We start from the raw sequence: 26598 nt of genomic DNA on the forward strand, positions 1-26598 counted from the left end.
GAGGTCACCCCGTGATACCGACCCGCCGTACCCTCCTCGCCGCGCTCGCCGCGGTCGGCACTCTCGCCTCCCTCACCGCCTGTTCAAGCGGCTCCGACGGCTCGGGATCCTCCGACGCAGCCGGCGGGACCTACACCTTCTGGGACCCGTACCCGCAGTTCGACGCGTCCTCGCCGTGGGGCAAGCGCGTCGGCGAGTGCGGGACGAAGGCGGGCGTCACCGTCAAGCGAACCGCGTACGACACCACCGACCTCGGCAACAAGGCGCTGCTCGCCGCCCAGCAGGGCAACGCGCCCGATGTGATGCTGGTGGACAACCCGGTCGTCTCCACGCTGGTCGAGGCGGGCATCCTCAACAAGACGAGCGACCTCGGCCTCGACACCAAGTCGATCCAGCAGAACATCATCGGCGCGGGCACCATCGACAACGCCTCCTACGGCATCCCGATCGGAGCCAACACCCTCGCCCTCTACTACAACAAGAAGGTGCTGACCGCGGCCGGTGTCGACCCGGCCTCCGTCAAGGACTGGGCCTCCCTCACCGCGGCCCTGAAGAAGGTCAAGGCGGCCGGGAAGAAGGGCATCACCTTCTCCGCGATCGGCACCGAGGAGGGCAGCTTCCAGTTCCTGCCGTGGTTCTGGGGCGCGGGCGGGGACCTGACCAAGCTGGACTCGGCGAAGGGCGTGGCCGCGCTGTCACTGTGGAAGGGGTGGGTGGACGACGGGCTGGCCCCCAAGGACGTCCTGCAGAACACCCAGACCACCAGCTGGCAGGAGTTCGCCACCGGCGAGTACGCGTTCGGCGAGAACGGCACCTGGCAGCTCGGCAACGCCGACAAGGCCGGCTTCGAGTACGGCATCGTCAGCGTCCCGGCTGAGAACGGCGGTTCGGCACCGGTGCCGACGGGCGGTGAGTTCGTCACCATGCCCGTCCAGAAGGACACCGCGCGCTATGACGTCACCAAGAAGATCGTCACCTGTCTGACCAGCGACGCCAACCTGCTCGCCAGCGACACGACGCTGACGTATGTCGCGCCCACCGCCGCCGTCCAGGCCGAGCAGGTGAAGCAGAACCCGAAGCTCAAGCCGTGGGTGGACGCGGTGGCCGCGGCGCGCGGGCGCACCAGCGGCGGTCTGGGCACCAAGTACCCGACCATCTCGCAGCAGATGTGGACCGCCGTGCAGGCCGCGCTGTCGGGGAGCAAGAGCCCCAAGGACGCTCTCGGCACGGCCCAGTCGAGCGCGCAGAAGGGCTAGGCGCCGGACATGACCATCGCCCGTGTCGACCGCCCGCGGCGGCCGTCGGCGGTGGTGAAGGCGAGCGGTTCCGGCTTGCTGCCGCTGCCCCGTCGGCAGCGGTGGCGAGGCCGCCTGGCCGCGTTCGCCTTCGTCGCCCCGCTGATCGTCTATCTCGCCGCCTTCTACCTCTATCCGCTGTACCGCAACCTCGACCTGAGCCTGCGCGACTACACGGTCCGCTCCTTCGTCGCCGGCGACGCCCCGTTCACCGGCTGGGACAACTTCCAGCGGGTCCTGGACGACCCCACGTTCGGCCCGGCACTGCGCCACACCATGGTCTTCACGTTCGTGTCGATCGCCTTCCAGTACGTCATCGGGCTCGCTCTCGCCGTCTTCTTCAACCGGCACTTCCGGCTGGCCCCGACCCTGCGGGCCCTGTTCCTGATCCCCTGGCTGCTGCCCCTCATCGTCTCGGCGTCCACCTGGTCGTGGATGTTCAACAGCGAGTCGGGCGTGGTGAACTACTTCCTGCATCTTTTCGGGGCGGACCCGGTCGGCTGGCTCACCTCGCCGGACTGGGCGCTGACCTCGGTGATTGTCGCCAACATCTGGATCGGCATCCCGTTCAACCTGGTGATCCTCTACAGCGGTCTGCAGAACATCCCCGTGGAGCTGTACGAGGCGGCGGCCCTGGACGGGGCGGGCGCGTGGCAGCAGTTCCGGCGCATCACCTTCCCGCTGCTGCGGCCGGTGTCGGCGATCACGCTGCTGCTGGGGCTGGTCTACACGCTGAAGGTGTTCGACCTGATCTGGATCATGACCAAGGGCGGGCCGGGGGACGCCTCCTCGACGCTGGCGACCTGGTCGTACCAGCTCGGCTTCGGCACGTTGCTGCCGAAGTTCGGTCCCGGCGCCGCGGTCGGCAACATCCTCATCCTCATCGCGCTCGTCTTCGGGCTCCTGTACATCCGTGTCCAGAGGAGGCAGGAAGCGTGAAGTCCCGTACCGGCTCCCGCCGTTACACCGTGATCGGGCTGGTCCTCACGGCGCTGATGCTGTTCCCGGTGTACTGGATGCTGAACGTGTCCCTCACCCCGCAGCAGGACATGCGCAAGTCCCCGCCCGACCTGTTCCCGCTGCATCCGACCTTCGAGGGCTATCGGGCAGTCCTGGACGACCAGTTGCCCTATCTGGGCACCAGCCTCCTCATCGGCCTCGGGACGGTCGCCCTCACCCTGCTGCTGGCTGCGCCGGCCGGCTACTCGCTGGCGAAGCTCCGCCCGCGCGGCGGCGGCGCCCTCGGGCTGTTCCTGCTGGTCGCGCAGATGATCCCGGGCATCGTCATGGCGATGGGCTTCTACGGCATCTTCCTCGACCTCGGTCTGCTGAACTCCTGGTGGGGGCTGATCGTCGCGGACTCCACCATCGCCGTGCCGTTCGGCGTCATGATCTTCACGGCGTTCATGTCGGGCATCCCCGGCGAGCTGATCGCCGCCTCCCGCATCGACGGCGCGGGCACCTTCCGCACGTTCTGGTCGGTCGTCCTGCCGGTGAGCCGCAACGCCGTCGTCACCGTCTCGCTCTTCTCCTTCCTGTGGGCCTGGTCCGACTTCGTCTTCGCCAACACCCTGGACGGCGGCGGCGATCTGAGGCCGATCACCCTCGGCATCTACAAGTACATCGGCAACAACAACCAGGAGTGGAACGCGATCATGGCCACCGCCGTGGTCGCCTCCGTCCCCGCAGCGGTCCTGCTGGTACTCGCCCAGCGTTACGTGGCCGCGGGCGTCACCGCCGGCGCGGTCAAGGACTGACACCCCTCCATTCCCTCCCTCCGTGAGGAGAACTCCCTTGATGAGCCGCACCAGACCACGCCTGTCCGGCCGCCTCACCGCAGCCGTCGGCGCCACCGCTCTCACCGCTGCCGCACTCGCCGCGGCGGTCCCCGCCGACGCCGCGCCGACGACAGCCACCACCCTGGTCGTCAACGCCAACCAGACCCTCCGGCCGGTCACGCACGTCGCGACCGGCAGTCTCTACGGCCTCGCGGACAACAGCACGCCCGCCGACAGCGTGGTCAACGCGCTCAAGCCGAACACCTTCGTCCAGATGGCCCCGGGCGGCTCCCAACTGCCCAACGGCGAGCCCAAGCCGGCCGGGGACGCCCTCGTCGTCGCGCCGAAGGCGGCCCGCGCCGGCGCCAAGGTCGTCGTACGGATGCCGGACTGGTACCCGAACTTCCCCTACAAATGGGTGAGTTGGGCCGACTGGCTGTCCGCTGTCGACAAGCAGGTCGCCTCCGTGCAGTCCTCGGGCGCGACGAACATCAGCGCGTACGAGCTGTGGAACGAACCCGACTGGACCTGGGACACCGCCAGCGCGGGAGCGTTCAACGCGGGCTGGGCGCGCACGTTCAAGGAGGTCCGCGCCAAGGACACCAGGACGCCGATCCAGGGCCCGAGCCACTCGGCGTGGAACCAGTCCTGGATGAGCTCCTTCCTCACCGACGCCAAGGCGAGCGGCACCGTCCCCGACGTCATCGCCTGGCACGAGCTGCAGGGCAGCAAGGACATCGCCGCCCATGTCGCCGCTTACCGCTCCCTGGAGTCGAGTCTCGGCATCAGTGCGCGCCCGATCGCCATCGAGGAGTACGGAACTCCCGACGAGATGGGCAACTCGGGCGCCCTCATCGGCTACGCCGCCAAGTTCGAACGGGCCGGGGTGCGTGACGCCGAGCTCGCCTTCTGGAACCACTACGGCACCCTCGGCGACACGCTCATCGACACCGGCGGCTCGCCCAACGGTTCCTACTGGACGTACAAGTGGTACGGCGACATGTCGGGGAACATGCTGGTCACCACGCCGCCCACGCAGACCGGCATCGACGGACTCGCCTCCCTGAACGGCGCGGGCAACCAGATCAGCGTCGTGACCGGGGGCTGCACCGGCTCCTGCGCCGTGACCGTGAACGGTCTCTCCTCGCTGTCGGCCTTCGGCAGCACGGTCCACGTCAAGCTGGAGTACAGCCCGCACACCGGCCGACTCGCCGCCTCCCCCGGCCCGATCACCGTCTCGGACGCGGACTACGCCGTCAGCAACGGCTCGATCACCGTGCCCGTCACGATGAACGCCTCCGACGGCTACCACCTGGTGATCACTCCGAGCGGCGCCTCCACGTCGCTCGCCGGGCGCTACCAGATCACCAACAAGAACAGCGGTCTCGCCCTGGACACCGTGAACGCGGGCACGGCCCAGGGCACTTCGGTGGTCCAGTCGACGTCCACGACGGGAACGGACCAGAATTGGACCCTGGTCGCGGCGGGCTCGGGCCTGTACAAAATCGTCAACCAGAAGAGCGGACTGCTGCTGGGCATCAACAACATGAGCACCGCCGCCGGCGGCACGGCGCTGATCTGGGGTGACAACGGCACCGCCGACCACCTCTGGCAGCTCATTCCGGCCCGCGACGGCTTCTACAAGATCGCCAACTACAACAGCGGGCTCCTGCTCGGCGTGAACGGGATGAGCACCTCGTCCGGCGCGCAGGTCCTGCAGTGGACCGACAACGGCACGGCGGACCACCTCTGGAAACTGACCGCACGCTGACCTCACACTGACCCACGAGCCCCTGTGTCCCTGGCCGATGTCGGCGGCCGGGGACACAGGCATGAGCCGCCGAAGAAGGCCCGTCGGTTTCAGGCCACGGGCCCCGCTCCGGGCCGGCTCCCTCGCGCCATACAGAGAGACGCGAAGACAGGGCAACCCATGGGGCGATCCGGTTGTCTCAGTTGATGTCCGCCACACAAATCCTTGGGGGAGATCATGGTGCGAAGCAGAACCATCTGGGCCACCGCCGCCCTCCTGACCGCCACGCTCGGTGTGGCCGCGGTCCCGGCCGAAGCGGCGCCGGCCGGCGCGGCCCGGACCGCTGCGGCCTGTCCCACCGGCTGGGGGAGCCTGGACAAGACGTTCGTCACCAGCACGGCGACCCCGGTCACGAACGTCAGGACCGGCGCCCACGACTGCTACGACCGTTTCGTCATCGACGTCCCGGGCGCGGGCAGCGACGCGCTCGGATTCTCTGTGGGCTACGTCGACGTGCTCGAACAGGACGGTTCCGGCCGCCCCATCCCCGTCCGCGGCGGCGCCATCCTGGACGTCCGGGTGAACGCGCCCGCCTACAACCCCGAGACCGGCGTCCCCACCTACCCCGGACGGGTGGCGCAACCGCTGCCGGGCGTGGACCTCACCGGCTACCGCGCCTTCCAGGACACCCGGTACGCCGGGAGCTTCGAGGGCGTGACGCAGTTCGGGCTCGGCGTGCGCGCACGTCTGCCCTTCCGTGTGCTGCGGCTGGCCGACCACCTCGTGCTGGACGTCGCACACAGCTGGTGATATCCACGGGCACTGCACCTCTGCGCGGCGCCCCGGCGCCCGGCCTCATCGGGCCGGCACCGGGCGCCGCGCGTCCGTAGGCCGGCAGCCGCCGCTCGTTCGCCTCCCACCGACACCCCCACGCGCCCCCCGGAGGACCGGATGCAGATCTTCAGACCTGCCAGACTTGTCAAGTACCTGACAGCACTTGCCACGGTCCTCGCCACCCTGACCCCGGCACCCTCCGCGGTCGCCGCCACCCGGGCCGCTGCCGCCTCCGAGGCCGCCGCCCAGGCCACTCCCCCGGCGGCCGACACCTGGCAGCCACCGCTGTCCACCCGCGGCCGCTACATCGTCGACGCCCAGGGCCGCCGCTTCCGCCTGAAGTCGGCCAACTGGGACGGCGCACAGGGCTCGTGGACGGGAAACGGCGATGCCGCCGATCCCGCCGACCACCACGCGGGCCAGGACTCCTACGGCATCCCCCTCGGCCTGGACCGAGCCCCGCTGCCCGCGTTGCTCGCCGACTTCCACGCCCTCGGCATCAACAGCGTGCGGCTGCCGTTCTCCAACGAGATGATCCACGCCACGGCCCCCGTGCCGGACGCCGCGGTCACGGCCAACCCGCAGCTGCGCGGCAGGACACCCCTGCAGATCTACGACGCCGTCGTGGCCGCCCTCACCCACGACGGGTTCGCGGTCGTCCTCAACAACCACACCAACACCTCCCGTTGGTGCTGCGGCGTCGACGGCAACGAACGCTGGAACAGCGGCCGGTCCACTCGGCAGTGGACCGACGACTGGGTCTTCATGGCCCGCCGCTATGCCGCCGATCCCCGGGTCGTGGGCGCGGACCTCTACAACGAAGTACGCCGTGACGTGCTGGACGACCCCAACTGGGGCCTGGGCGACGACCACGACTGGTACGCCGCTGCCCAGCTCGCCGCGGACCGCATCCTCACCGAGGGCAATCCGGGCCTGCTGATCGTCGTCGAGGGCATCAACTGGACCGGTCTGCCCGTCGACGGCCTGCCGCACGGCCGCCCCACCCTCACCCCCGTGCGCACGCTGTCGCACACCCTGGTGGACGCCCACAAGCTGGTCTACTCCGCCCACTTCTACGGCTACACCGGCCCCCGGCACAGCGGCGCCACCGGAATCGGCGAGACCCACGACGCCCGCTACCAGGACCTCTCCCGCGACCAGCTGTACCAAGCCCTCACCGACCAGGCCTTCTTCGTCACCACGGAAGGACAGCACTACACGGCACCCGTGTGGATCAGCGAGTTCGGCATCGGCGCCCAGGAGACGGGCAGCGCCGCCCGCACCTGGTTCGGAAACATCACCGACTACTTCGCCGACCGGGACGCCGACTTCGCCTACTGGCCCCTGGTCGGCTGGGAGGGCCACGACGACTGGGCGCTGCTGCGCTACGACAGCGCGGGGCGACGGTACGGGATCCTCGACCCGGGCGACTGGCGCGGCACGGCCTGGGAGCACCTGATGACGTCTCCGACCCGCACCGGCCCCGTCGCGCCGGAGCCTGTCTGGCGCATGCTCACCACCGACCACGGCGACGCCGTGCAGTCCCTGCGGGTGCGGGCGGGCGGCGACTGGGACACGGGAGCCGCCAAGGCCGCCTGCCCCGACGGCCTGCGGTTGACCGGCCTCAGCCACACCGGCGGGCGTGGCCTGTGCACCGACACGAGCGGCGGCGATCTGCGCGCTGCGGGCAACGCCCAGACGGTCGTCACCGACGAACGCCATGTCCCGGCGGGCGGCGACTGGGCCGGCGGGTACACCAAACTCCAGTGCCCCACCGGCCAGTTCCTCGTCGGCTTCAGCCGGCGCGGCGACCGGGTGTCGGCGGCGCTGTGCGTGCCGTCCCGCACCGCGCTGGGCCGCCCGGGACGGACCGTCTGGTTCGACCGGTCCGACAACCGGCCCTCCGGTGACCCCGGCGGCGAATTCGCCCAGGGCCGCTACAAGGGCCAGTGCGCCGCCGACGAGTACGCCGCCGGCATCGCCTTCACCACCCGCCTCGGCAGCACGCCGGGCCCCGCGGCTCTGCTGTGCGGCCCGCTGCGGACCTGAACACCGTGCCGTGCGCGTGCGTCCCGGAACCTCCGCGAAATTGTCCGTGATCCGTAACAGACGGATCCCTTCCCGCTCTTTGCCCGTCCTGACAGCTGCAGGTGGTTCCAGCGACTCGACGAGGACAGGGCAGACATGGCGCGGCATGGCGGGCGGGGATGGTACGGCCGGGTACTCGCGGCGGCGGTCGGAGTGACGGCGGTGGCAGCCGCCACCTCGGTGTGGACGGCGCAGGCCGGCCAGTCCGACGATCCGCGGGCGGCAGCAGGCGTATCGGCGCGTCCCTCCGCCTCGGGCGCCGCCGGCCGGGCGCCGGCGGCGGTGGCCGTGGAGATCGCCCACGCGTCGGACGCCGGCGCCCATGGCGTCAACATCACCATCGACGACGGGCCGGACCCGGTCTGGACCCCGCAGGTCCTCCGGGTGCTGGAGGAGAACGGGGTGAAGGCGACCTTCTGCATGGTGGGCACGCAGGCCCAGGCCCACCCGGACCTGGTCAAGGCGGTGGTGGCGGCCGGGCACCGGCTGTGCGACCACACCGTGTCGCACGACACGACCATGGACACCAAGTCCGAGGCCTACCAGTCGCAGCAGATCCTGGACGCCGAGCGCATGATCACCGAAGCCTCGGGGGGCGTGCGGCCCCTGTACTACCGCGCCCCCGGCGGCGCCTTCACCCCCTACAGCCGCACCCTCGCCGCGTCCCACGGAATGCGGCCGCTGGGCTGGAACGTCGACACCAAGGACTTCGAGCACCCCGGCGCCGCGGCGATCGTCGCCACCGTCAAGAAAGAAGTCTCCAACGGCCCGACCATCCTCTTCCACGACGCCGGCGGGGACCGCGCCCAGACCGTCGCCGCCCTGCGCGAGGTCCTGCCGTGGCTGAAGCAGCAGGGGTATTCGTTCGGCTTCCCGGTCCGTTGAGGCGAGGTAATTCGGTTGTGGGGCGGGGAGACCGTCCGTAGGGTGCGTCGGGTGACGAGCCCCGAGTCGGACAGAGCGGAGCCGCCGGTCGCCCGGCGGCGGGTCGGCTGACCGGTCGACGACCGGTCGGTGCTCGACCCTGTTTCCGGTGACCGGACGCGCGCTCCGCGTGTCTCGTCCCGTTTCTGCTCTCGCCTCGGCCGGTCGTAGGTGACGCAGGTCGTAGATGGCGCAGGTCGATGTCGACGTATGACGCGCGGATGCTTCTGACCACGCATTCCGACGCTGGAGTCGATCCCTTGCCTGTGTTCGTCCACATCCTCGGCCTTGCTGTTTTCGCCCAGGGAACCTCCGAGTTCATGCTCTCCGGTCTCGTGCCGGGAATCGCCCGGGACCTGTCCGTGTCGGTGGGTGCCGCCGCGAGTCTGACGTCCGCGTACGCCATCGGGATGGTCGTGGGCGCACCCGTGATGGCCGCGCTCGGCGCGCGTTGGCCACGCCGTCGCGCGCTCGCCGCGTTCCTGGCCGCTTTCGTCGTCGTGCATGCCGTCGGCGCCGTCACGACGGGCTTCCCCGTGCTGTTCGGTACCCGGGTCGTCGCCGCGATCGTCAACGCCGGTTTCCTGGCGGTCGCCATGTCCGTGGCGACCGCTCTGACCCACCCCGCCAAGCAGACCAGGGCCACTGCCGTCCTGTTGTCGGGCGTGACACTGTCATGCGTCGTGGGCGTGCCTGCGGGCGCGCTGCTCGGTGACTGGTCCGGCTGGCGGGCCGCGTTCTGGGCGGTCGCCGCGCTGTGCCTGCCTGCCCTGACGCTGGTCTTTCGGTCCGCGCCGGCCGACGCGGCCCGTCCGCGGGAGGTGTCGATCCGGAACGAGGCGCGGGCACTGAGGTCACGGGCGGTGCGGTCGGCGCTGGTCCTCGCGGCCCTGGTCAACGGGGCGACGTTCGCGACGTACGCCTATCTCGCCGTCCTTGCCACGGAGGTCGCCCACCTCCCCGAAGGCGCCGCTGCCGGGCTGCTCGCCGGGTTCGGGGGCGGAGCCTTCGTCGGGGTGACGGTCGCCGGGCGGACGGGCGACGGACGGATGCGGCGCGGCCTGGTACGCGCCCTGTGCGCGCTGCCGGTCGGCTGGGCGGCGCTGGCCGTCGCCGGCGCGGACGCGGTCCCGCTGTTCGTGCTGTCGGTCGTCCAGGGCGGGCTGTCCTTCGGTGTCGGATCGGCTCTCGTCGGCCGCGTGATGCGCGTCGCGTCCCACGCGCCGTCCCTGGGCGGGGCGTTCGCCACCGTCGCGTTGAACGTCGGCGCGTTCCTGGGACCGCTGCTGGCCGGCGCCGCGACCGGCGCCGCAGACGACTACCGGAGCGCCGCCTGGGTCAGCGCCGCCTTGGCCGCGGCGGCGACGGCGATCACCGTCACCGCCGCTTCACGCGCCCGCAGCCGCGCACGCGTGCGGGAGCAGACGATGTAGACGCCGGTTCAGCGCGGTGTGCCCGGGGTGCGGTCGGCGTAGTGGCGGGCCAGGGCGTGGAAGGCCTGCTTGGGTTCCCAGTGCCAGCCCGCCTCCGGATGCCCCGGGCGTTTCTGCACGGTCTTGGTGACGGCGTAGGACGCCATGTCGATGTCGAAACGAGGGTTGTCCGCGCGGTGGGGGGCGTCGGGGGTGACGAACTCGAAGGCCATCGCCGCGTACAGTCCCATCGACTCGAAGACCCGTAGGAGAGCGGTGACGTAGTCGGCCTGGGTGCGTTCGCTGCGGACCAGGTGTCCCTTGATCTCCTCGGGGTCCTTGTCGTAGTCGACCACGTCCCAGCCCATGCCGCCCGTCTGCGGCGCTCCCACATAGGCGCAGGTGCCGAACTCCGTGATGGCCAGGGGCTTGCCCCAGCGCAGAAAGCGGCGCAGTTCCTTCACGTAGTCGGCGGGTCGAGGGAAGAAGGAGTAGTAGTCGATGCCGACGATGTCGAACAGCGACCAGTCGACCTGGTCGTCCTGCGCGGCGGCATAGCTGAGCCGGCCGTCGAAGACCGCGCGGCCGGTCCTGGCCGCGCGGGCCGTGAAGGCGTCGAGCCGGCGCTGGGTCACCACGGGGTCGTAGGTGCCGTTCTGCAGGTTGCGTATGCGCTCCAGCGCGGTCGCCCCCGGCAGGATGCCGGGCACGAACAGCCAGAACTCGCAGCCCACGCTGAGGTCGACGCTCGCGCCCTGCCTGCGCAGCCGCTGCGCGATGCGGCCCGTCTCCGCGAGGTGTTCGAGGATGTCCCGCTGCGGGACGTCGCCCAGGGTGGGCTGCAGCCATACGTGCAGGCCCTGCTCGGCCGCCTCGGCCGCGGTCGCCGCGAGGCGTTCCACTCCGTCGCCGGTGACGTCCACCGTGTCGGCGTGCAAGTCCTGGCGGATGGCCCGGATGTCCGCCCGCATCCGCTTGGCGTTCCAGCCCGTGGCCGGCGTCTCACCCTCCCCCACGGTGTAGACGACGCCCCGGTGCCTGAGTCCGCGCCGCCGTCCCGTGGCCTGTGCCCGCCCCGCAGGGCCGAGCGCGCCCGCGGCGCCGATCGCCGCCATCCCGGCCAGGAACCCGGCCCGACTGATCCGATTCGTTTCCGCCATGCCCCTACCGTGCCGGAGCCGGACGCGAGGCGCAGTCGGCCGATGGTCTGCCGCACGGCGACGAAGGTGGGTGAAGGGGGCGGGCATACGGTCGTTTCGGCGGCCGGGGACGCATCCGAAAGACGGCGCCCGCCCCCCTCCCCCCTCAGCCGATCACGGCCTGACCGTTTGCTTCCGGCAGGCCGCAGCCCGAACTCGACGGCTCGCCGCCGCGTCGCCTCCGACCGGCCTTCGGCCGGCCACCAGAGCCTGGCTCCCGCCGCCACGGCCTGCGCCGCGACACGCGCTCCCATGGCTCCCGGGTGCAGAATCCCCACGTCTCGATGCCCCATGTGCGGACACTAACCGGCCGGACTGCTTCGTTACGGCCGGACCGGTCCGCGTAGTTGCTCCTCGTCCCCCGTCGCGCCTGCGGGATCAGACGCCGCCCGGGGCCGTGCCGCCCTTGAGGCGCTCCAGGTCGGAGGGGCGGACCTGGATCACCACGACCGCGATCAGCGCGGCCAGGACCGTGAAGATCGCCGCCATGACGAAGGCGGCCGAGACACCGGCGGTGAGGATCTCGTCGGACCAGGGGGCGGGAAGCCGCCCGGTGCGCCGGAAGCGCAGGCGTTCGGCCGGGGTCGCCTGGGCCAGGTAGGCGGGGATCTGCCGGTTCGCCTCGTTGCGGCTGGCCGTGCCGTACATCGTGACCAGGATGGACAGACCGAGCGAACCGCCCACCTGCTGGGTGGCGTTGAGGAGTCCGGAGGCCGCGCCGGTCTCCTGCGGGGGCACGTTGGACAGCGCCATCAGGGTCAGGGAGACGAACTCCATGCCCATGCCGAGACTGAAGACGAGGATCGGGCCGAGCACACTGCCCGCATAGGTGGAATGGATGTCGGTCAGGGTCAGCCAGGACAGGCCGGCCGCCGCGAGGATCGCACCCACCACCATGAAGGGCTTGGGGCCGAACCGGGGCAGGAACCGTGAGGCCAACCCGGCGCCGACCGCGATGACCGCGCTGACCGGCAGAAAGGCGAAGCCGGTCGCCAGCGGGCTGAAGCCGAGGACGTTCTGCACGAAGAGCGTGAGGAAGAAGAACATGCCGAAGATCGCGGCGGCGAGGCACAGCATGATCCCGTACGTGCCCGCCCGGTTGCGGTCGGCGAACATGTGCAGCGGCGTGATCGGCTGCCTGGACCGCCGTTCGACCAGGACGAACAGCGCGAGGACGACGACGGCCGCGCCGAACGAGGCCAGTGTGAACGCGTCCCGCCACCCTTCCTGCGCGGCCCTGATGAACCCGTACACCAGAAGGACCATGCCCACGGTGGAGGTCAGCGCGCCGGTGAGGTCGAAGTGCCCGGGGTGGCGTTCGGATTCCCTGATCCAGCGGGGTGTGGCGAGGGCGATGAGCAGTCCGATGGGGACGTTGACGAAGAGCACCCACCGCCAGTTCAGCCACTCGACGAGCACGCCACCGGCGAGCAGACCGATCGCGCCGCCGCCCGCCGAGACCGCGGCGAAGACCCCGAAGGCCCGGTTGCGCTCGGGACCTTCGCGGAAGGTCGTGCTGACCAGGGAGAGCGCGGTCGGGGAGGCGATGGCGCCGCCGATGCCCTGCAGGGCGCGTGCGGCGAGGAGTTGGGCCTCGTTCTGGGCAAGTCCGCCGAGCAGGGAGGCGAGCACGAACAGCAGCACTCCGAAGACGAACATGCGCCGTCTGCCGAGGATGTCGCCGGTCCGGCCGCCGAGCAGCAGCAGGCCGCCGAAGGTGAGGGTGTAGGCGTTGACCACCCACGCCAGGCTCGTGGTGGAGAAGCCCAGAGAGCGCTGGATGTCCGGCAGCGCGATGTTCACGATGGTGATGTCCAGGACCACCATGAGCTGGCACGACGCGATGACCAGCAGCGCCATCACGTTACCGCCACCGTCCTGCCGGACGGTGGCCTCGGGTGCCGAGGTCGGTTGCGGAACGCTGCTCATGACATGTCGCCCGCTCGGACGCGGGCCCTGGGGAGAGGTCAGTGAACGGGCGCGTCCACTGTCGGGTCCACCGTTCGACGGTACGCCCGGGGCCGGGTCGTCACCACTCGATCACCCATGTACGGCGTGCGTCGTCGGCCGTGTACGGCGTGCGTCGTCGGGGGCCCGTGCCGTGCCGTGCCAGGACTCCCCTGTTGTCCTGGCACGGCCTCGGCTGTCGCGGCGGTCGGCGTTCACCGCGGATCACCAGGATGCGGGAGGGACGCCCGGTGTGTCGTTGGCCGACCGTCCACGCCTGCTTGGCGGAGCGTCCACTCCGGTCTCCACTCCGGTCTCCACCCCTGTCTCCACCTCTGCATCCACCGCTGCGCCCTGCGCCGTGTCCACCGCCGATGCCGTGGGCGGCGGGGCTGAGCGCGCCGGGGGCTGCGCCTCGTTGAGCGCCTGTTCGCGCAGTTGGCTGGGCGGGAGGCCGTAGGCGGTGCGGAACGCCCGGGTGAACTCGGCGGCGCGGGGGAAGCCCCAGCGGGCGGCGACGGCGTGGATGGGCAGCGCGCGCAGCCGCGGGTCGGCGAGCTCGCGGCGGGCGTTTTCCAGTCGCTGGTCCCGGATGTACGAGGCGACGGTAAGGCCTTCGGCCTGGAACAGGCGGTAGAGGTAGCTGCGGGAGATGTGGTGTGCGCCGGCGACCATCGCGGGGGTCAGGTCCGGGTCGCCGAGGTGTCGGCGGATGAAGGTCTTGGCCTGGAGGGTGAGGGTGCGGCCGTGGATCTCCGGCGGGAGCGGGAGGTCGGCGTCCGCGGCGTGCGCGAAGAGGGCCGTGACCAGGTCCGAGACGACCGTGCCCAACCGGGGCGCGTCCGTGGGCTGGTAGGGCGAGGTGTCCGCGACGAGTTGGAGGAGGAACTGCGAGAGCAGTGCGCCGATCCCTTCCCGGCCCGACAGGAGAGTCCCCAGCATCCGGTCGGCTCGGTGCCCGGGCACGGCCACCAGGGCACGCGGGACCTCCAGGCCGACGATGGTCACGGAATTGGTGCCGGTGAGGACCTCCCACGACCGGGAGGAGGAGTTGATGTGGAAGTCGTTCATCCGGTAGGCGGCCTGTTGTCTGCCCCAGTCGGCGGCCCCCTCGCCCTTCAGCAGCAGGGAGAGGTGGTAGGTCTCGGGATCGGACTGGCGGACGAGTTTCGGCGTACGGCGGAAGACCAGGTGGTCGAAGGTGGCCGGCCACACCGTCACATCGCCCAGCCCGATCACGCGTTGGTGGCCGTGGTAGTCCGCGGTGCGCTCGCTGGTGAGGTGCATGGGCGCGTGGGTGTTGCCCATGCGCTCCGCCCACGCCTCGAACCGATCGCCCACCGGCAGGTCCGTGGTGCGGAACACCGACTCGTGCAACACGGAGCAAGTCAACCACACCGCGTGAGCGGGCCTGATCGCCGATGCGACAGCTTCGGGCTTGCTACCGGAGAGTCATATTACCGAACCGTAACCTACCGGCCGCTACCCGAGGTAACCGAACCACCGCTACGGTCCTGACAGTTCGTCTAAGAGCGGTGCGGGGCTGCGGTGGGCGACCGCGGTCGCGTGCCGCTCGGTCGTCACGGTCCGTACCCCACCGGGCCGTCCGCCACCCGAGCCGCAGACGAAGGCTCGGCCTCCCCCTTCCCGGAGGTCCGCCATGCCCACCCCCACCCGCCTGCTGGCCGCAGCCGTCACCGCGGCCGCCTGCCTCGGCGTCACCGCCGTACCCGCCGACGCCACAGCGCAGTCGGACGCCGTGGTCTCGCGCGGCGTCACCATCCCCACGTTCTACAACCCGCCCGCCACGCTCCCGGCGGCCGACGGCGCCCTGGTCCGCTCCGAACCACTGCCCCTCGCGCTGAGCCTGCCGGGCGTCGACGGACCGCTGCCCGGCACCGCGACCCGGCTGATGTACAAGTCCACGGACTCCGCCGGCCGGCCCATGGCGGTCACCGGCGCCTACATCGAGCCGTCGGCCCGCTGGAAGGGCGGTGGAGCACGGCCGCTGGTCGCCGTGGCACCCGGCACCATGGGCCAGGGCGACCAGTGCTCGGCCTCCCTCGGCCTGGAACACCCGCTCCTGGTCAACGGCCAGACGCTGTCCGTAGGTTACGAGGACCTGGCGATCTACCGTCTCCTCGCGCGGGGCATCGCCGTCGTCGTCACGGACTACACGGGGCTGGGCTCGACGGACCGGCTGCACACCTACGTCAACCGGGTCGACGAGGCGCACGCCGTACTGGACGCCGTCCGCGCGGCCCGTGCCCTCGACGGTACATCGCTCACGGCCGCCTCCCGGGTGGCGCTGTTCGGCTACAGCCAGGGCGGCGGGGCCACAGCGGCCGCCGCCGAACTGCAACCCTCCTACGCCCCCGACGTCACCCTCGCCGGAACCTACACAGGGGCCCCGCCCGCCGACCTGGTCTCCGTCACCAGGGCCATCGACGGCAGTGATCTTGCCGGAGCGCTGGGCTGGGCGGTGAACGGGTTTCTGGAGTCCGACCCCGCCCTCGAGCCAATCGCCGACGCGCACCTCAACGCGGCCGGCCGCGCCGCGCTCAAGGACCTGTCGACGATGTGCGTCGGCGACGCCCTCCTCGCCTACAACTCGGCGCGCAGCACAGCCTGGACGACGGACGGGCGGTCCATCGGCGACGTCGTCCAGTCGGAGCCGGCGCTGAAGGCGTTCCTGGCCGACCAGCGCATCGGCGCCCTCGAACCGACGTCTCCGGTGCGGCTGGCGACCGGCACCGCCGACGATCTGGTGCCGCACGCGCAGGCGCGCTCGCTCGCCGCGGCCTGGTGCGCCAAGGGCGCCGACGTCACGTACAAGCCGGTGATCCTGCCGAGCGTGGGCCGGGCCCTGATCAACCACTTCACGCCGTTGCTCGTCGACCAGGGCGACGCGATCTCCTGGCTCACCGACCGGCTCAACGGGCGCCCCGCCCACTCCAACTGCGCCGCCCTCCCCCTCCTGCCCTGACCCGCCGAGCCGGGCGGCGCCGCGCTTAGGCTGGTTCCATGACCGAGGTCGAGGTGGTGGAGCTGCTGGTGTCGGCGTCGCACCGGTTCGCGGGGCGCCCCGCGGACGGGCCGTCGGACGGCCCGGACGACGAGCTCGTGCGGGAGGTTCAGGTCCGTCGCGGTCTCGGGCTGGTCGGCGACCGCTACTTCGGCCGCCCGGCCCATCGGGACGCGTCGGTGACCCTCATGGCCGCGGAGAACCTCCCGCGGCACATCGACGCGGCCGTGGGTCTCCGGCAGACGCGCCGGAACGTCCTGCTGCGGGGCGTCGACATCGACGCCTATGTCGGCTCGACCGTCGTCCTCGACGGCGCGGCCGGTCCCGTGGCGTTCGCCGTGAACCGTCCGGCGCGCCCCTGCGCGTGGCTGGACGTCACCATCGGCCCCGGCGCCCAGCGCGCCCTGCGCGGCAAAGGCGGCGTGCGGTGTACGCCGTTGTCGGACGGTGTGCTCGTCCTGGGCCGGGCTACGTTCGAGGTCGTCGACGCGTCTGCCGTCCGGGCCTGAGGCGGGAAGCGGCGGGACGCCTCATCGTGCGTCGGTCAGGCCGAGTCGGGCGACGATCCGTTTGCCCACCGGCACCCGTACGACCTCGAATTCCTCCGCCACGGCCCGCACGATCTCCAGGCCGTGCTGGCCGACCCGCGTCGGATCCGGTGCGCAGGGTGCCGGCAGCACCGGATCGCTGTCCCAGACGGCGATCTCCACCGTGCCACCGCTGACACGCAGTTGCAGCAGGACCGGCCCGGGCGCGTATCTGAGCGCGTTGGTGACCAGCTCGCTCACCACGAGCTGGGAAAGGTCCACGGCCCCCACCGACACGGGCGGACCGCCCGGGCGCCGCACGCGGGTGAGGAAGTCGCCCGTGAGCTGCCGCGCCCGGGCGATACAACCGTCCTTGCCGTCAAGTGCCACCGTCGTCTCGGCAGGGGTCCCGTCGGATGCGGAGAAACGCTGGTCGGGCGGGACACCTGCCATCCGGACCGCCTTCACTACCCCGTTCATATCCGCGCGACTACCCGAGAACCCGCCCCCTACGCCCCAAGCGCACCACTCACCCGCCGCGCTCGGCGCGCCTACGCGAACCTGGCCGGCACGGCTGGGGTTCCACCTTCTGTCGTCGACGTCTGTAACGCTTTTCGCGCCTCATTCCAAGAACAGGTGTAGTGCGTGTGACGAACCCGGTGGAAGGAGACGCCTGTGGCCGGCGCGGAACGGTTACCGAGTGGGCCCGCCGCGGCGGTGCGCGACCCGGAGCTCTTCGAGGAGTTCTACCGGCGCCACGTGGACGCGGTGCTGCGTTTCGTGGCGCGCCGGGTCGACGACCCGCACACCGCGGCCGACCTGACGGCGGAGATCTTCCTGACCGTCCTGCACTCGGCCCACTCCTACCGGCCGCACCTCGGCAGTGAGACGGCCTGGCTGTTCGGCATCGCCCGCAATGTGGTGTCGTCGGAGCGTCGCCGGGTCGCGCGGGAGGCGGAGCGCGATCTGCGTTTCTCCGGGCGGAGGCTGCTGGAGGCCGACGACATCGTCCGTATCGAGGACAGACTCGACGCGGAGAGCCCGGGGCGGCGCGCCCTGGCCGCGCTGGCACGGCTCCCCGAGGGCGAGCGGGCCGTCATGGAGCTGATCGCGGTGGACCAGCTGACGGTCACCGAGGCGGCGGCTGCGCTGGGCATACGCCAGGTCACGGCCCGCGTACGACTGCACCGGGCGCGCAAGACGCTGCGCAAGGAGGCGGACGTCGAGGCCGCGGACGCGAACCCGACGGCCGCGGGAACGAGCTCCACGCACGCCACGACGCCGGACGCATCGACGCTGTACATCGCAAGGGGGGAAGCATGAGCACCAGGCCGACGTTCGAGGACCGGCTCCTGGACGAGCTCAAGAGGGAGATCGAGCTGCGCGAGGCCGGGGCGTGCCGGACCGAACCGACCGAGGTCGGACCGGGCCGGGGCTGGACAAGGGCTTCCGTGCGCTCTCTGCTCGCTCCTCGCCGGATCGCCTTCGTCGCGACGGCCTGCGCGATGGCCTGGCTCGGCGTGGCGGTCGTACCCGGCTCGTCGGCCGGCCCGTCGGCCGACACGGCGGCGTTCGCGGCGGAGCTACAGGGGGACGGCACAGTCGAGCTCACCGTCAAGGATCAGGCCATCGGGATCGACGCCCAGCGCGAACTGGCGAGGAAGGTGCGTCCGTGGGGCATCGAGGTGACGATTGATGTGCTGGCTCCCGGCTATGTCTGCGAGCGCAGCAGGTTCACCCCGTTCCCGGTGATCGAAAGGCGAACCGGGAACGTGGTCCCCGGCATTGCGATCAAGGCCGGCTGGGACTTCACCTTGCGCCGGGGCAATGTGCTGGCCTTCGAGAACATGAAAGGCATGTCGCGGCCGCGCGCTGTCGAGCTCTACGCGAGCAAGAGCGAGGCCAAGCCCTGCGTTCCGCTGAAGCTCACGCTGCCCGACGAGTAGGGACTGTCCCCGCTCACGGCACACCTCAGCGACCACTTCACCGCACACCTCACCTCATCTCACCTCAGCGAACACCTCGCCGCACAGAACCCGGTCTTCCCATGGAACCCCCGCCCGTCATCCGCCCATCCCTACAGCCGTCACCCTCCGCGATCGCCCGGTCACCCGCCTCCCGTCTGGGCTGGCTCGACGCGTTGCGCGGCATCGCCGCACTCGTCGTGGTGCTCGACCACTCGTCGGCGGCGTTCCTGCCGGAGTTCCGGCAGGAAGTGATGCCGCAGTTCAACCTCGGCCGGTACGGCATCATGGTGTTCTTCCTGGTGAGCGGCTATATCATCCCCGCGTCGCTGGAGCGCCGGGGCTGTGTCCGGTCCTTCTGGATCGGACGGGTCTTCCGCGTGTACCCGCTGTGGGCGGCGGCCGTCACCGGGGTCCTCGTCCTGAATCTGCTGGGCATCGCCGAGCTGCGTGACGGTCTGGGCCGACAGAGCCTCACCGCCGTGGCCGTCGCCCATGTCACCCTGCTCCAAGAGCTGCTGGGGACGCCGAGCGTCCTGCTCGTCCTGTGGACGCTCTCCTACGAGATGGCCTTCTATCTGCTGGTCGTCGCCCTCTTCACGGCCGGTCGGCACCAGCGGTCGGCGGCGGTCGCCGTCACCCTCGCCGGGTTCGCCGCCGTGAGCGCGACAGCGGGGGTCACCCTGCCGGCCTCGGCGCTCTCCGGCGCGGTCGGTACCGGCCCGCTGATCGCGCTCACCTCGGTCGCCATGGTGCTCGCCGTCTGCTGGGCGAGCGCCGGGTCACCCGCACTGCGGGTGGTCGGCGGGGTGCTGGGCGGGGTGTCGGCGCTCGTCCTGGTCGTCTTCAACGGCACGGTGCCCCTGTGGGAGGGGCTGGTGATCCTCTCCGTGATGTTCCTCGGCACCGCCGTCCACCGGGCCGAGCACGGCCGGAGCAGTTGGCGGCGCGCGGCCGTCACCGCCGCCGTGGTGCTCGGGTGCGCCGTGGGGAGCGCGTACGGCCAGGGCGACGACGCCCACTTCACCCGGCGCGGCTGGATCCTGGCGTTCCTGCTGGCCGCGCTCACCTTCGGAGTGGGACTGGCCGCGCGCCACCGGCGCGTACCACGCGAGCTGATCGGACTGGGAGCGACCAGCTACTCGGTCTATCTGCTGCATCCCGTGCTGCTGGCGGTGACCGACGGCACGATCGGCCGGTGGCGACAGGACAGTCCGACGCTCGAGCTGGCGTTCTTCGCCGTGCTGCTGCCGTTGTGCGTACTGACCCACCGTTACATCGAAGTGCCGGGCCAGGCATGGGGCCGCAGGCTGGCACGACGTCGTCGGCCGGACTCGCGCAGAGCCGCTCAGCCGATGTGATAGCTGTCGCCGTACACCTTCCAGTCCAGGGGCGGGTCGAGGTCGAGGTTGCCCTTGCGCAGGAACACGCGCTGGGCCGTGTCGACGCGACTGGTGTCGCTGTGTGCCTCCTCCTGTTTCATGGCCCAGACCCGGGCGTCGAGGAAGGCGTTCAGATACTTCGTCTCGTCGCCGCCCTGGGCCGGCGGCTTCGCCTTGGTCAGCGCGCGCCGCCGGATGTTGCGGAAACTGGTGGAGTCGGTGCCGTCACCGTGCATGACGATGGCGTCGTAGTAGGCGAACTGGCCCAGAACGCGCAGTCCGTCCGTCTTGCCCTGCTGGACGGCCGGGTTGAAGTAGACGCGGTCGCGTTCGTCGTTCTGGGCCTGCTGGAACGCCGTGTCCTGGGCGGCCTTGCGCCAGTCCTTCGGGTAGTTCGGGTCGAGGCCGGCGTGCGAGTCGGTGCCGTTGACGGCGCGCAGGGCGGGCAGGTACTTGGCGAGGACGTTGCCGGGCTTGCGGTCGGTGTAGAGCTGTACGAGGTCGAGCATGTCGCCGGTGCCGGAGCAGAAACCGATGATGCCCGCGGTGTAGCCGCGGCCGTCGCCGATGTCCTCGATGTACCGGTACTGGGCCTTCCAGTCGAGCGAGGAGTTCTCCGCGCTCGACACCAGCTTCATGGCGATCTCCTTCTTCGCCGGGTCGTCGAGGCCCTTGGCGGTGGGGGCCGCGGTCGCCGGGAGGGCGTCGAGGAGGGAGGCTGCCGCCAGGGCGCCGGTGAGGGCGAGGAAGAGGCGGCGGGAGGTGGGAGCGGGGGTGGGGGTGGGGGTGGGGGTGGGGGTGGGGGTGGGGGTAGGCATGGGGCCGTCGATCGGCCGGGACATGTGCACCACAGTGGCTCCAGGTGAGGAGTGGGGGTGGGGTGGCTCTGCGCTGCAACTGATAGGAAGGTTTCCTACCAGAGGCCGGTGACAGAAGTAACCCATCGAAGCCACGTTCGTGCGATCGAACAAACTGACCCGCCGTCACGCGGGCCGGGAGTCAGAGGAGTCGGACCATGACGGAGATCAGGAACCCGGTGAGGCCGATATGGAAGATGACCATGCAGATCCACTGCGACACCGACATGCGCCAGGACGTCGCATTGAGGATCTCCCACTCACTCACCGCGAAGGCGGCCAGCACCAGGGCGAGCACCTCCCACAGCACGTACCACCAGCCCGAGGGGGTCGCCCCCGTCGTACCGTCCAACGCGGCCGGGATGCGGGTCGCGCGACCCAGCAGGAAGAGGCCGAACAGCAGCTTGTGCCAGCCGTGACGGACCGCCGGTGCGGTGGTCGCCGCACGAGTGGCGGATGTGGATCCTGTAGACATTCGCACATTTGATCACCCTCCCGCGATGGAAGCCACCGTTCCGGTCCCCGGGAGCGCAAGGAGTGCAGCGCGGACGACGGCATGAACATCATCGACATGCGAATGCACATGAACTTCGGTGACGCACAGATCTGAAACAGCATCGAATAGGGCCGCTTATTTATCCGAGAGTGCACGGCCTTTTGACTGGCAGTGCACACCCGTTTTCACACCTTCGAAAGGCATTCTGGCGTGATCACATCGCGTGTTTCCAATCACCGTTGACGCCTCATCGGCCCGGCGGCTCTACTCGATTCCGATTCAGCGTCACTTCCCTTGCTATGGAGGTATTCCATGAAGATGTTCGGGGCACTGAAAAGGAAGATCGTCGGCGAGAAGAGCCTCAAGGCGTACGCCTGGTACCTCTGGTACTGAGCCGCCGTTGAGCAGGTGAGAAAGCGCGTGCGCCCGCCGTCGCCGGTGACGGAGACGGCGGGCGCACGCCACCTAAGGTCAAGTCGCTTCGATGTGGAGACACCATGCCGTCGTCGCCCTCTCTCACCCAGCGTCGCAGGGTCGAATTCGCCCCGCGAATCCGTTCCCTGCTGGACGATCACCTCGGGGAAAAGGTGTTCCGACTCGATCCCGGCACGGTGGGCGTCGGTTGCGCCGGACTCATCGAGCAGGTCATGGCGACCCGGCCGGCGAACGACTTCGAACGGCCCACCTTCAAGCCCCTGCTCGGCCGGGCGATCCCGCGGACCGAGGCCTCGGCCTTGATGCGGGCCGTGGGCCAGGACGTACGTGCGGCGCTCGCCGAACCCACCGATCTGTCCACCGACCTCTCCGGGACCTGGCCGCGGATGGCGCACACCTATCTGCGGGACACCGTCTTCGGGCGTGACCCGCGCCGGCTCAAGGTGCTCGTCGACCGGCGGCTGGAGTGGACGCCCAAGCTGACCTGGACAGTCATCGGCGTGGGGGCCGCATTGCCGGGGCGCGGCGGGGCGCTCGCGCGGACCTCGCGGCTCGGCGCGTGCACGGCCGAGGCTGCGACATACGCAGAACGGCGGCACGCCATGGGCATGTACCGCCGGGCCGCGGCTCCGGTGTGTTTCACGGTCGCGGCGCTGGTCGCGAACGCGCTGTGGCTCGGGGCTCCCTTCCCTCCCGGCACGCCGAACCGGCACATCATCCACGAGTCGCTGCGGCTGTTGCCGGTGTCCTGGAACGTGTTGCGGGTCGCCTCCCCCGAGTTCACCGCCCTCGACGAGCGCATCGGCGCCGACGACGACGTCCTGATGCTGCCGCTGCTGTCCCACCGGGACCCCGCGCTGTGGGACGACCCCCATGTCTTCCGCCCCGAGCGGTGGCACGACCTCGACCCGGACACCGCTCCCGGATACCTCCCCTTCGGGCATGCGAGCGAACGCTGCTGGGGGCGCCACATGGTGCTGCCGCTGGCCGAGCGGCTGCTCGACATCGCCCGGCACAACGGACTCGCACCCGACCCCCGGCAGACGGCGGCCAGGGTTCCGCTGGCCGGCCTGATGGGTGTGGTCGACGTCCGCATGCTCTCCAGGTAGCGAAAAGCAGGGGGAGTTCACGGGCCGGGTGGTTCACGGGGTGCCCGGGGCGTCGCCGCGCCAGTCGAACCGGCGGTCGGCGGTGCCTCGCCGCTCGTACAGGGCGTGGCCGCCGGGCCCGTAGCGGCCTATCTCCGTGGTCAGCGCCACTTCGCGCAGCTCGTGGTCGGAGCGGTCCGTGATGTCCAGCAGCAGCCCGTCCAGCGGGCCGCCCACCAGGTGCGCGTACCGGCGGTCCGGGCGGGGGCCGGCGTCGTCGTGGTCGGCGCCGTAGACCCGGCCCCGCAAGAACTCAACCTCGTCCATGACCAGCAGCCTGTCATCCACCACTGACAACGGCCCGGCGCCCTCGCGCTGCGGCCCCTGTCGGCGTTCTTCGGCCAAGCCGGTGGCGGAAACGTGGCGTCCAAGGGCATGCCCCGACTCAGCGGGTATCCACTCCATACACGTCGTTGTGTGAGGGGTGGGGGGCCCTGATGGCACGCAGGCGGGAGCGGGCGTCAGCCGGTGAGTCGGCGTGGGCCAGGCGTCGGCGGACCGTGCGAGAGCTGCGGGCCTCGGGCCGCGACGGGCCTCGATTACGCGAAGTGCTGCCGGCCCTCGCCGCCCTGCTCGCCGTCACGTGCGCCGCGGTCGCGGGACTCGCGCTGGTCTCCCGCGCGTTCGGCGGCCGGGCCGGCGCGCTGCTCCTCGTGCCCCTCGCGGTCGTCGCCGTCATCGTACGGCGTCGGTCCCGGCGGCCGGCCCGGCGGCGCGGTGGGTACTACACCGCCGAGGAGCTGGCCGAGTTGGACATGCCCGCGCTGGTGGTCGCGGTGGCCCGGATGCTCCGGCGGGACGGCTGGCGGGTGCTGCCGCCCCCTCGGCACGACACCCTCCATCTCGCCGCTCGTGACGGCCGGGGTCTGCTGCTCGACGTGGCGTTCCGTCCGGTGGCCGAGCCGCTGCCCGACGAGGAGTCGGCCTGCTCCTGCCGGGCCCGGATGCCGGCGCGGGGCCGGGCCGGTCCGCCGCTGCGACTCGTCGTGCACCGGGGCACGTTCACGCATCGGGACGAGGTGTGGGCCGCGCGCGAGGGCCGCACGTATCTGATCGACGGTCCCCGGCTTCGGCTGTGGGCGCGCGGCACGCCCCTGGCCCAGGTCGCGGGCGGAGTCGTCCCCACGCCCAGGCGTATGTGAGGCCCGGCGGCCTCGGCCGCCCGGCTGCACCGTCCGCGGACACGCGCCGCCGCCCGGGCCTCGTGAGACCCGGGCGGCGGTGTCAGGCGGTCTGCTGTCAGGGAGTGAGCTGCCAGCGCTGGATGTAGCCCGTGTCGATGGACGCACGGTCCTGGACGCGCAGCTTCCAGGTGCCGTTGACGGGTTGGGCGGAGGCGTCGACCGTGAAGGTCTGGTCGACGTTGTCGGCGGAGCCGCCGCTGCGGTTGAGCAGGGAGTAGACGGTGCCGTTGGGCCCGACGAGGTCGACGGTCAGGTCACCGCGGTAGGTGTGCACGATGTTGACGTAGACCGAGGTGGTGGCGGAGGCGTTGCCGTCGCGGCCCGCGATGGTGACCGGCGACTCCACGGCGGCGCCGTTGTCCGGGATGTCGACGCGGGTGGCGTTGGCGTAGATGTAGGCGATCCGCCAGGTGAAGGTGTCCGAGACGGACGCGCCGGTGCTGTCGGTGACCTTGAGGGTCACGTCGCTGCTGCCGAGGGTGGTCGGCGTGCCGGAGATCAGTCCGCTCGGGCTGATGCTCAGACCGTCGGGCAGCCCGGTCGCCTCGTAGGTGAGGCCGGCGCCGGTGTTGGTGGTGTAGGCGTCCACCTGCAGGCTGACGGCCTGGCCGACACCGCTGACCTGGTCGGCGATCGGGGCGACGTTGACACCGAGGGCTATGCGGCTGCCGACGTTGATGGCGGCCCAGGCGTCGGCGACGGCGAGGTAGGTGGGGCTGTAGGCGCCGAAGAGGTCGGCCGCGGCCGACAGGGTGGCGGTGCGGGCGCTCGCGTAGTTGGTCGACGAGGTCATGTATGTCGTCAGCGCCCGGTACCAGATGGCGGCGGCGTTCTCGATGCCGATGCCGGTGACGGCCTGGCCGTCGTAGGTCGGGCTGTCGTAGGCGACGCCGTTGACGGTCTTGGCGCCGCTGCCCTCGGAGAGCAGGTAGAAGAAGTGGTTCGCGGGACCCGAGGAGTAGTGGACGTCGAGGCCGCCCAGGCTCGAACTCCAGTTGTCGGCGGAGTCACCGTCCTTGGAGGGCTTGTCCATGTAGCGCAGCGGGGTGCCGTCGCCGTTGATGTCGATCTTCTCGCCGACGAGGTAGTCGCCGGGGTCGGCGGCGAGGTTCGAGTGGAACTCGACGGCGGCGGCGAAGATGTCCGAGGTCGCCTCGTTCAGACCGCCGGACTCGCCCGAGTAGGTCAGGTTGGCGGTGGCGGCGGTGACGCCGTGGCTCATCTCGTGGGCGGCCACGTCGAGGGCGGTCAGCGGGTGCGTGTTGCCTGAGCCGTCGCCGTAGGTCATGCAGAAGCAGCTGTCCTGCCAGAAGGCGTTGACGTAGCTGCTGCCGTAGTGGGCGCGGCTGTAGGCGGCGACGCCGTCGTTGCGGATGCCGTTGCGGCCGTACACGTCCTTGTAGTAGTCCCAGGTGGCCGCGGCGCCGAAGGCCACGTCGACACCGGCGGTCTGGCGGTTGGACGGTGTGCCGTCGCCCCAGACATCGTTGTCGTCGGTGAAGAGGGTGCCGGTGCCGGAGGTGCCCTGGTTGAGGTCGTACGTCTTGTGTCCGGCGCGGCCGCCGTCGGTGAGCTGGTACCTCGATCCCGACAGGGTCGTGCCGAGCGGGACCGTGCCGGTGTACTGGCCGGTGCCGGTGCCGGTCTCCACCTGCTCGGCGGCGAGGAGCTGCTTGCCGGTGGCCGCGTCGGTGACCACCTGGAGTTCGCTCGGTGTGCCGTCCTGCTGGACGCCCCCGACGACCGTCTCCCAGGCCAGGACGGGCTTGCCGGCGCCGGCCCAGACGACGAGGCGGGGCGCGTTCGCGGTCGCGGAGCCCTTGACCTCGGCGCTCTTGGCGGCCGCGAGGGCCTTGCCGGTGGCGTTCGCGGCGGAGAGCTTCGGGGTGAGGGAGGGCACGGTGAGGGTCGCCCCGCTCGCCTTGGAGACGGTGGTGCGGCCGCTCTTGTGGTGGACGACCAGGTCGCCGCCGAGGACGGGCAGTCCGGCGTAGGTGCGCTCGTAGCGGGTGTGGGTGGTGCCGTCGGCGTCCTGGATGACGTCCTTCACGACGAGCTTCTCTTGGGCGCCGAGGGCGAGCTGCCGGGCCGTGGTGCCGGACGTGGTCTGCGCGCTCTTGATCAGCGAGGCGCGGCGGGCCGGTGACAGGGGTGTCGCGGCGGCGCCCGCGCGGGGCGTGGCGGTGATCCTGGACGGGCCCGGGTCGGCCGGAGCCGCACCGGCGGTGCCGGTGGGGGCGCCCAGGGCCAGCAGGGTCCCGATGGTCGTCAACGCGAGGGCGGTGGCGCGTCTGCGCCGGAGGGTGGGGCGGTGTCGCCGGGGCAACGGGTTCTCCTTCTGTGCGACGGTCGG

23 protein-coding genes and 1 pseudogene are annotated in these 26598 nt (G+C 70.9%); 16 read left to right on the forward strand and 8 right to left on the reverse strand.

The genetic code is table 11. The features are described 5' to 3' along the window. Window positions 1-11: 11 nt before the first annotated feature. The 8 genes from B5557_RS02480 (at window position 12) to B5557_RS02515 (ending at window position 10102) form a co-directional block, all read left to right on the forward strand. On the forward strand, window positions 12-1256 hold the full coding sequence (locus tag B5557_RS02480) for a sugar ABC transporter substrate-binding protein (protein ID WP_079657545.1): 1245 nt from the start codon (window positions 12-14) through the stop codon (window positions 1254-1256). A 9-nt stretch (window positions 1257-1265) separates the two neighbouring features. Further along, entirely contained in the window at window positions 1266-2234 is a 969-nt protein-coding gene (locus tag B5557_RS02485; RefSeq protein ID WP_079657546.1) for a carbohydrate ABC transporter permease, read from the forward strand. Further along, entirely contained in the window at window positions 2231-3052 is an 822-nt protein-coding gene (locus B5557_RS02490) for a carbohydrate ABC transporter permease (protein WP_079657547.1), read from the forward strand. Before B5557_RS02485 ends, B5557_RS02490 begins: the two co-directional genes overlap by 4 nt. 40 nt (window positions 3053-3092) lie before the next feature. Next, window positions 3093-4844 carry an RICIN domain-containing protein gene (locus B5557_RS02495; protein WP_079657548.1) on the forward strand — a complete coding sequence of 584 codons (1752 nt, stop codon included), beginning with the start codon at window positions 3093-3095 and terminating at the stop codon, window positions 4842-4844. A gap of 216 nt (window positions 4845-5060) precedes the next feature. Beyond that, window positions 5061-5633 (forward strand): AMIN-like domain-containing (lipo)protein, encoded by a 573-nt coding sequence (locus B5557_RS02500; RefSeq protein ID WP_079657549.1) that lies wholly within the window; start codon window positions 5061-5063, stop codon window positions 5631-5633. 141 nt (window positions 5634-5774) lie between these two features. Further along, on the forward strand, window positions 5775-7706 hold the full coding sequence (locus tag B5557_RS02505; protein WP_079657550.1) for a glycoside hydrolase family 5 protein: 1932 nt from the start codon (window positions 5775-5777) through the stop codon (window positions 7704-7706). A gap of 135 nt (window positions 7707-7841) precedes the next feature. Further along, entirely contained in the window at window positions 7842-8630 is a 789-nt protein-coding gene (locus B5557_RS02510) for a polysaccharide deacetylase family protein (RefSeq protein WP_079657551.1), read from the forward strand. A 299-nt stretch (window positions 8631-8929) separates the two neighbouring features. Then, window positions 8930-10102, forward strand: a complete 1173-nt coding sequence (locus B5557_RS02515; protein WP_079657552.1) for a Cmx/CmrA family chloramphenicol efflux MFS transporter — start codon at window positions 8930-8932, stop codon at window positions 10100-10102. An 8-nt stretch (window positions 10103-10110) separates the two neighbouring features. Here B5557_RS02515 and B5557_RS02520 read toward each other — a convergent pair whose 3' ends face one another. The 3 genes and pseudogenes from B5557_RS02520 to B5557_RS02530 all read right to left on the reverse strand — a co-directional run. Then, window positions 10111-11241, reverse strand: coding sequence for an abortive phage infection protein (locus B5557_RS02520; RefSeq protein ID WP_079657553.1), 1131 nt, complete (start codon window positions 11239-11241; stop codon window positions 10111-10113). 417 nt (window positions 11242-11658) lie between these two features. After that, on the reverse strand, window positions 11659-13140 hold the full coding sequence (locus B5557_RS02525; RefSeq protein WP_079657554.1) for an MFS transporter: 1482 nt from the start codon (window positions 13138-13140) through the stop codon (window positions 11659-11661). Between the two features lie 498 nt (window positions 13141-13638). Further along, a pseudogene (locus tag B5557_RS02530) lies at window positions 13639-14607 on the reverse strand (helix-turn-helix domain-containing protein); the annotation flags it as partial. Between the two features lie 280 nt (window positions 14608-14887). Between B5557_RS02530 and B5557_RS02535 the strand changes: the two are divergent. Continuing rightward, on the forward strand, window positions 14888-16213 hold the full coding sequence (locus B5557_RS02535; RefSeq protein WP_079657555.1) for an alpha/beta fold hydrolase: 1326 nt from the start codon (window positions 14888-14890) through the stop codon (window positions 16211-16213). A 38-nt stretch (window positions 16214-16251) separates the two neighbouring features. After that, window positions 16252-16761, forward strand: a complete 510-nt coding sequence (locus B5557_RS02540) for a molybdenum cofactor biosysynthesis protein (RefSeq protein WP_079657556.1) — start codon at window positions 16252-16254, stop codon at window positions 16759-16761. 21 nt (window positions 16762-16782) lie between these two features. On the opposite strand, the gene B5557_RS02545 is transcribed toward B5557_RS02540, so the two are convergent. After that, a complete protein-coding gene (locus B5557_RS02545; RefSeq protein WP_079664547.1) occupies window positions 16783-17232 on the reverse strand; it encodes an ATP-binding protein in 450 nt (149 codons plus the stop codon). 222 nt (window positions 17233-17454) lie between these two features. On the opposite strand from B5557_RS02545, the gene B5557_RS02550 reads away from it, so the two are divergent. The 3 genes from B5557_RS02550 to B5557_RS02560 all read left to right on the forward strand — a co-directional run bounded on the left by B5557_RS02550 (window position 17455) and on the right by B5557_RS02560 (window position 20104). Continuing rightward, window positions 17455-18102, forward strand: coding sequence for an RNA polymerase sigma factor (locus B5557_RS02550; RefSeq protein WP_079657557.1), 648 nt, complete (start codon window positions 17455-17457; stop codon window positions 18100-18102). Beyond that, complete coding sequence (locus B5557_RS02555; RefSeq protein ID WP_079657558.1) at window positions 18099-18725, forward strand: hypothetical protein; 627 nt, start codon at window positions 18099-18101, stop codon at window positions 18723-18725. The genes B5557_RS02550 and B5557_RS02555 overlap by 4 nt, the downstream gene beginning before the upstream one ends. A gap of 101 nt (window positions 18726-18826) precedes the next feature. Next, on the forward strand, window positions 18827-20104 hold the full coding sequence (locus B5557_RS02560) for an acyltransferase family protein (RefSeq protein ID WP_079657559.1): 1278 nt from the start codon (window positions 18827-18829) through the stop codon (window positions 20102-20104). On the opposite strand, the gene B5557_RS02565 is transcribed toward B5557_RS02560, so the two are convergent. Both B5557_RS02565 and B5557_RS02570 read right to left on the reverse strand, forming a co-directional pair. Further along, on the reverse strand, window positions 20092-20943 hold the full coding sequence (locus tag B5557_RS02565) for a chitosanase (protein ID WP_079664548.1): 852 nt from the start codon (window positions 20941-20943) through the stop codon (window positions 20092-20094). The two genes, B5557_RS02560 and B5557_RS02565, sit on opposite strands and share 13 nt — an antisense overlap. Before the next feature lie 181 nt (window positions 20944-21124). Further along, on the reverse strand, window positions 21125-21457 hold the full coding sequence (locus B5557_RS02570; protein WP_079657560.1) for a hypothetical protein: 333 nt from the start codon (window positions 21455-21457) through the stop codon (window positions 21125-21127). 339 nt (window positions 21458-21796) lie between these two features. Here B5557_RS02570 and B5557_RS46080 point away from each other — a divergent pair, with 339 nt between their 5' ends. Both B5557_RS46080 and B5557_RS02575 read left to right on the forward strand, forming a co-directional pair. Then, window positions 21797-21871, forward strand: coding sequence for a tryptorubin family RiPP precursor (locus B5557_RS46080; RefSeq protein ID WP_443031380.1), 75 nt, complete (start codon window positions 21797-21799; stop codon window positions 21869-21871). Window positions 21872-21975: 104 nt separating this feature from the next. Further along, window positions 21976-23022 (forward strand): cytochrome P450, encoded by a 1047-nt coding sequence (locus tag B5557_RS02575; RefSeq protein ID WP_079657561.1) that lies wholly within the window; start codon window positions 21976-21978, stop codon window positions 23020-23022. A 33-nt stretch (window positions 23023-23055) separates the two neighbouring features. On the opposite strand, the gene B5557_RS02580 is transcribed toward B5557_RS02575, so the two are convergent. Continuing rightward, a complete protein-coding gene (locus tag B5557_RS02580) occupies window positions 23056-23328 on the reverse strand; it encodes a hypothetical protein (protein ID WP_079664549.1) in 273 nt (90 codons plus the stop codon). Window positions 23329-23498: 170 nt separating this feature from the next. On the opposite strand from B5557_RS02580, the gene B5557_RS02585 reads away from it, so the two are divergent. Then, window positions 23499-24203 carry a hypothetical protein gene (locus B5557_RS02585; RefSeq protein WP_231976229.1) on the forward strand — a complete coding sequence of 235 codons (705 nt, stop codon included), beginning with the start codon at window positions 23499-23501 and terminating at the stop codon, window positions 24201-24203. 97 nt (window positions 24204-24300) lie between these two features. Here B5557_RS02585 and B5557_RS02590 read toward each other — a convergent pair whose 3' ends face one another. After that, window positions 24301-26571: a M4 family metallopeptidase gene (locus B5557_RS02590; RefSeq protein WP_079657563.1), complete on the reverse strand. Its 2271-nt coding sequence runs from the start codon at window positions 26569-26571 to the stop codon at window positions 24301-24303. Between the last annotated feature and the right edge of the window lie 27 nt (window positions 26572-26598).

The sequence above is a fragment of the Streptomyces sp. 3214.6 genome (assembly GCF_900129855.1).
Classification (GTDB): domain Bacteria; phylum Actinomycetota; class Actinomycetes; order Streptomycetales; family Streptomycetaceae; genus Streptomyces; species Streptomyces soliscabiei.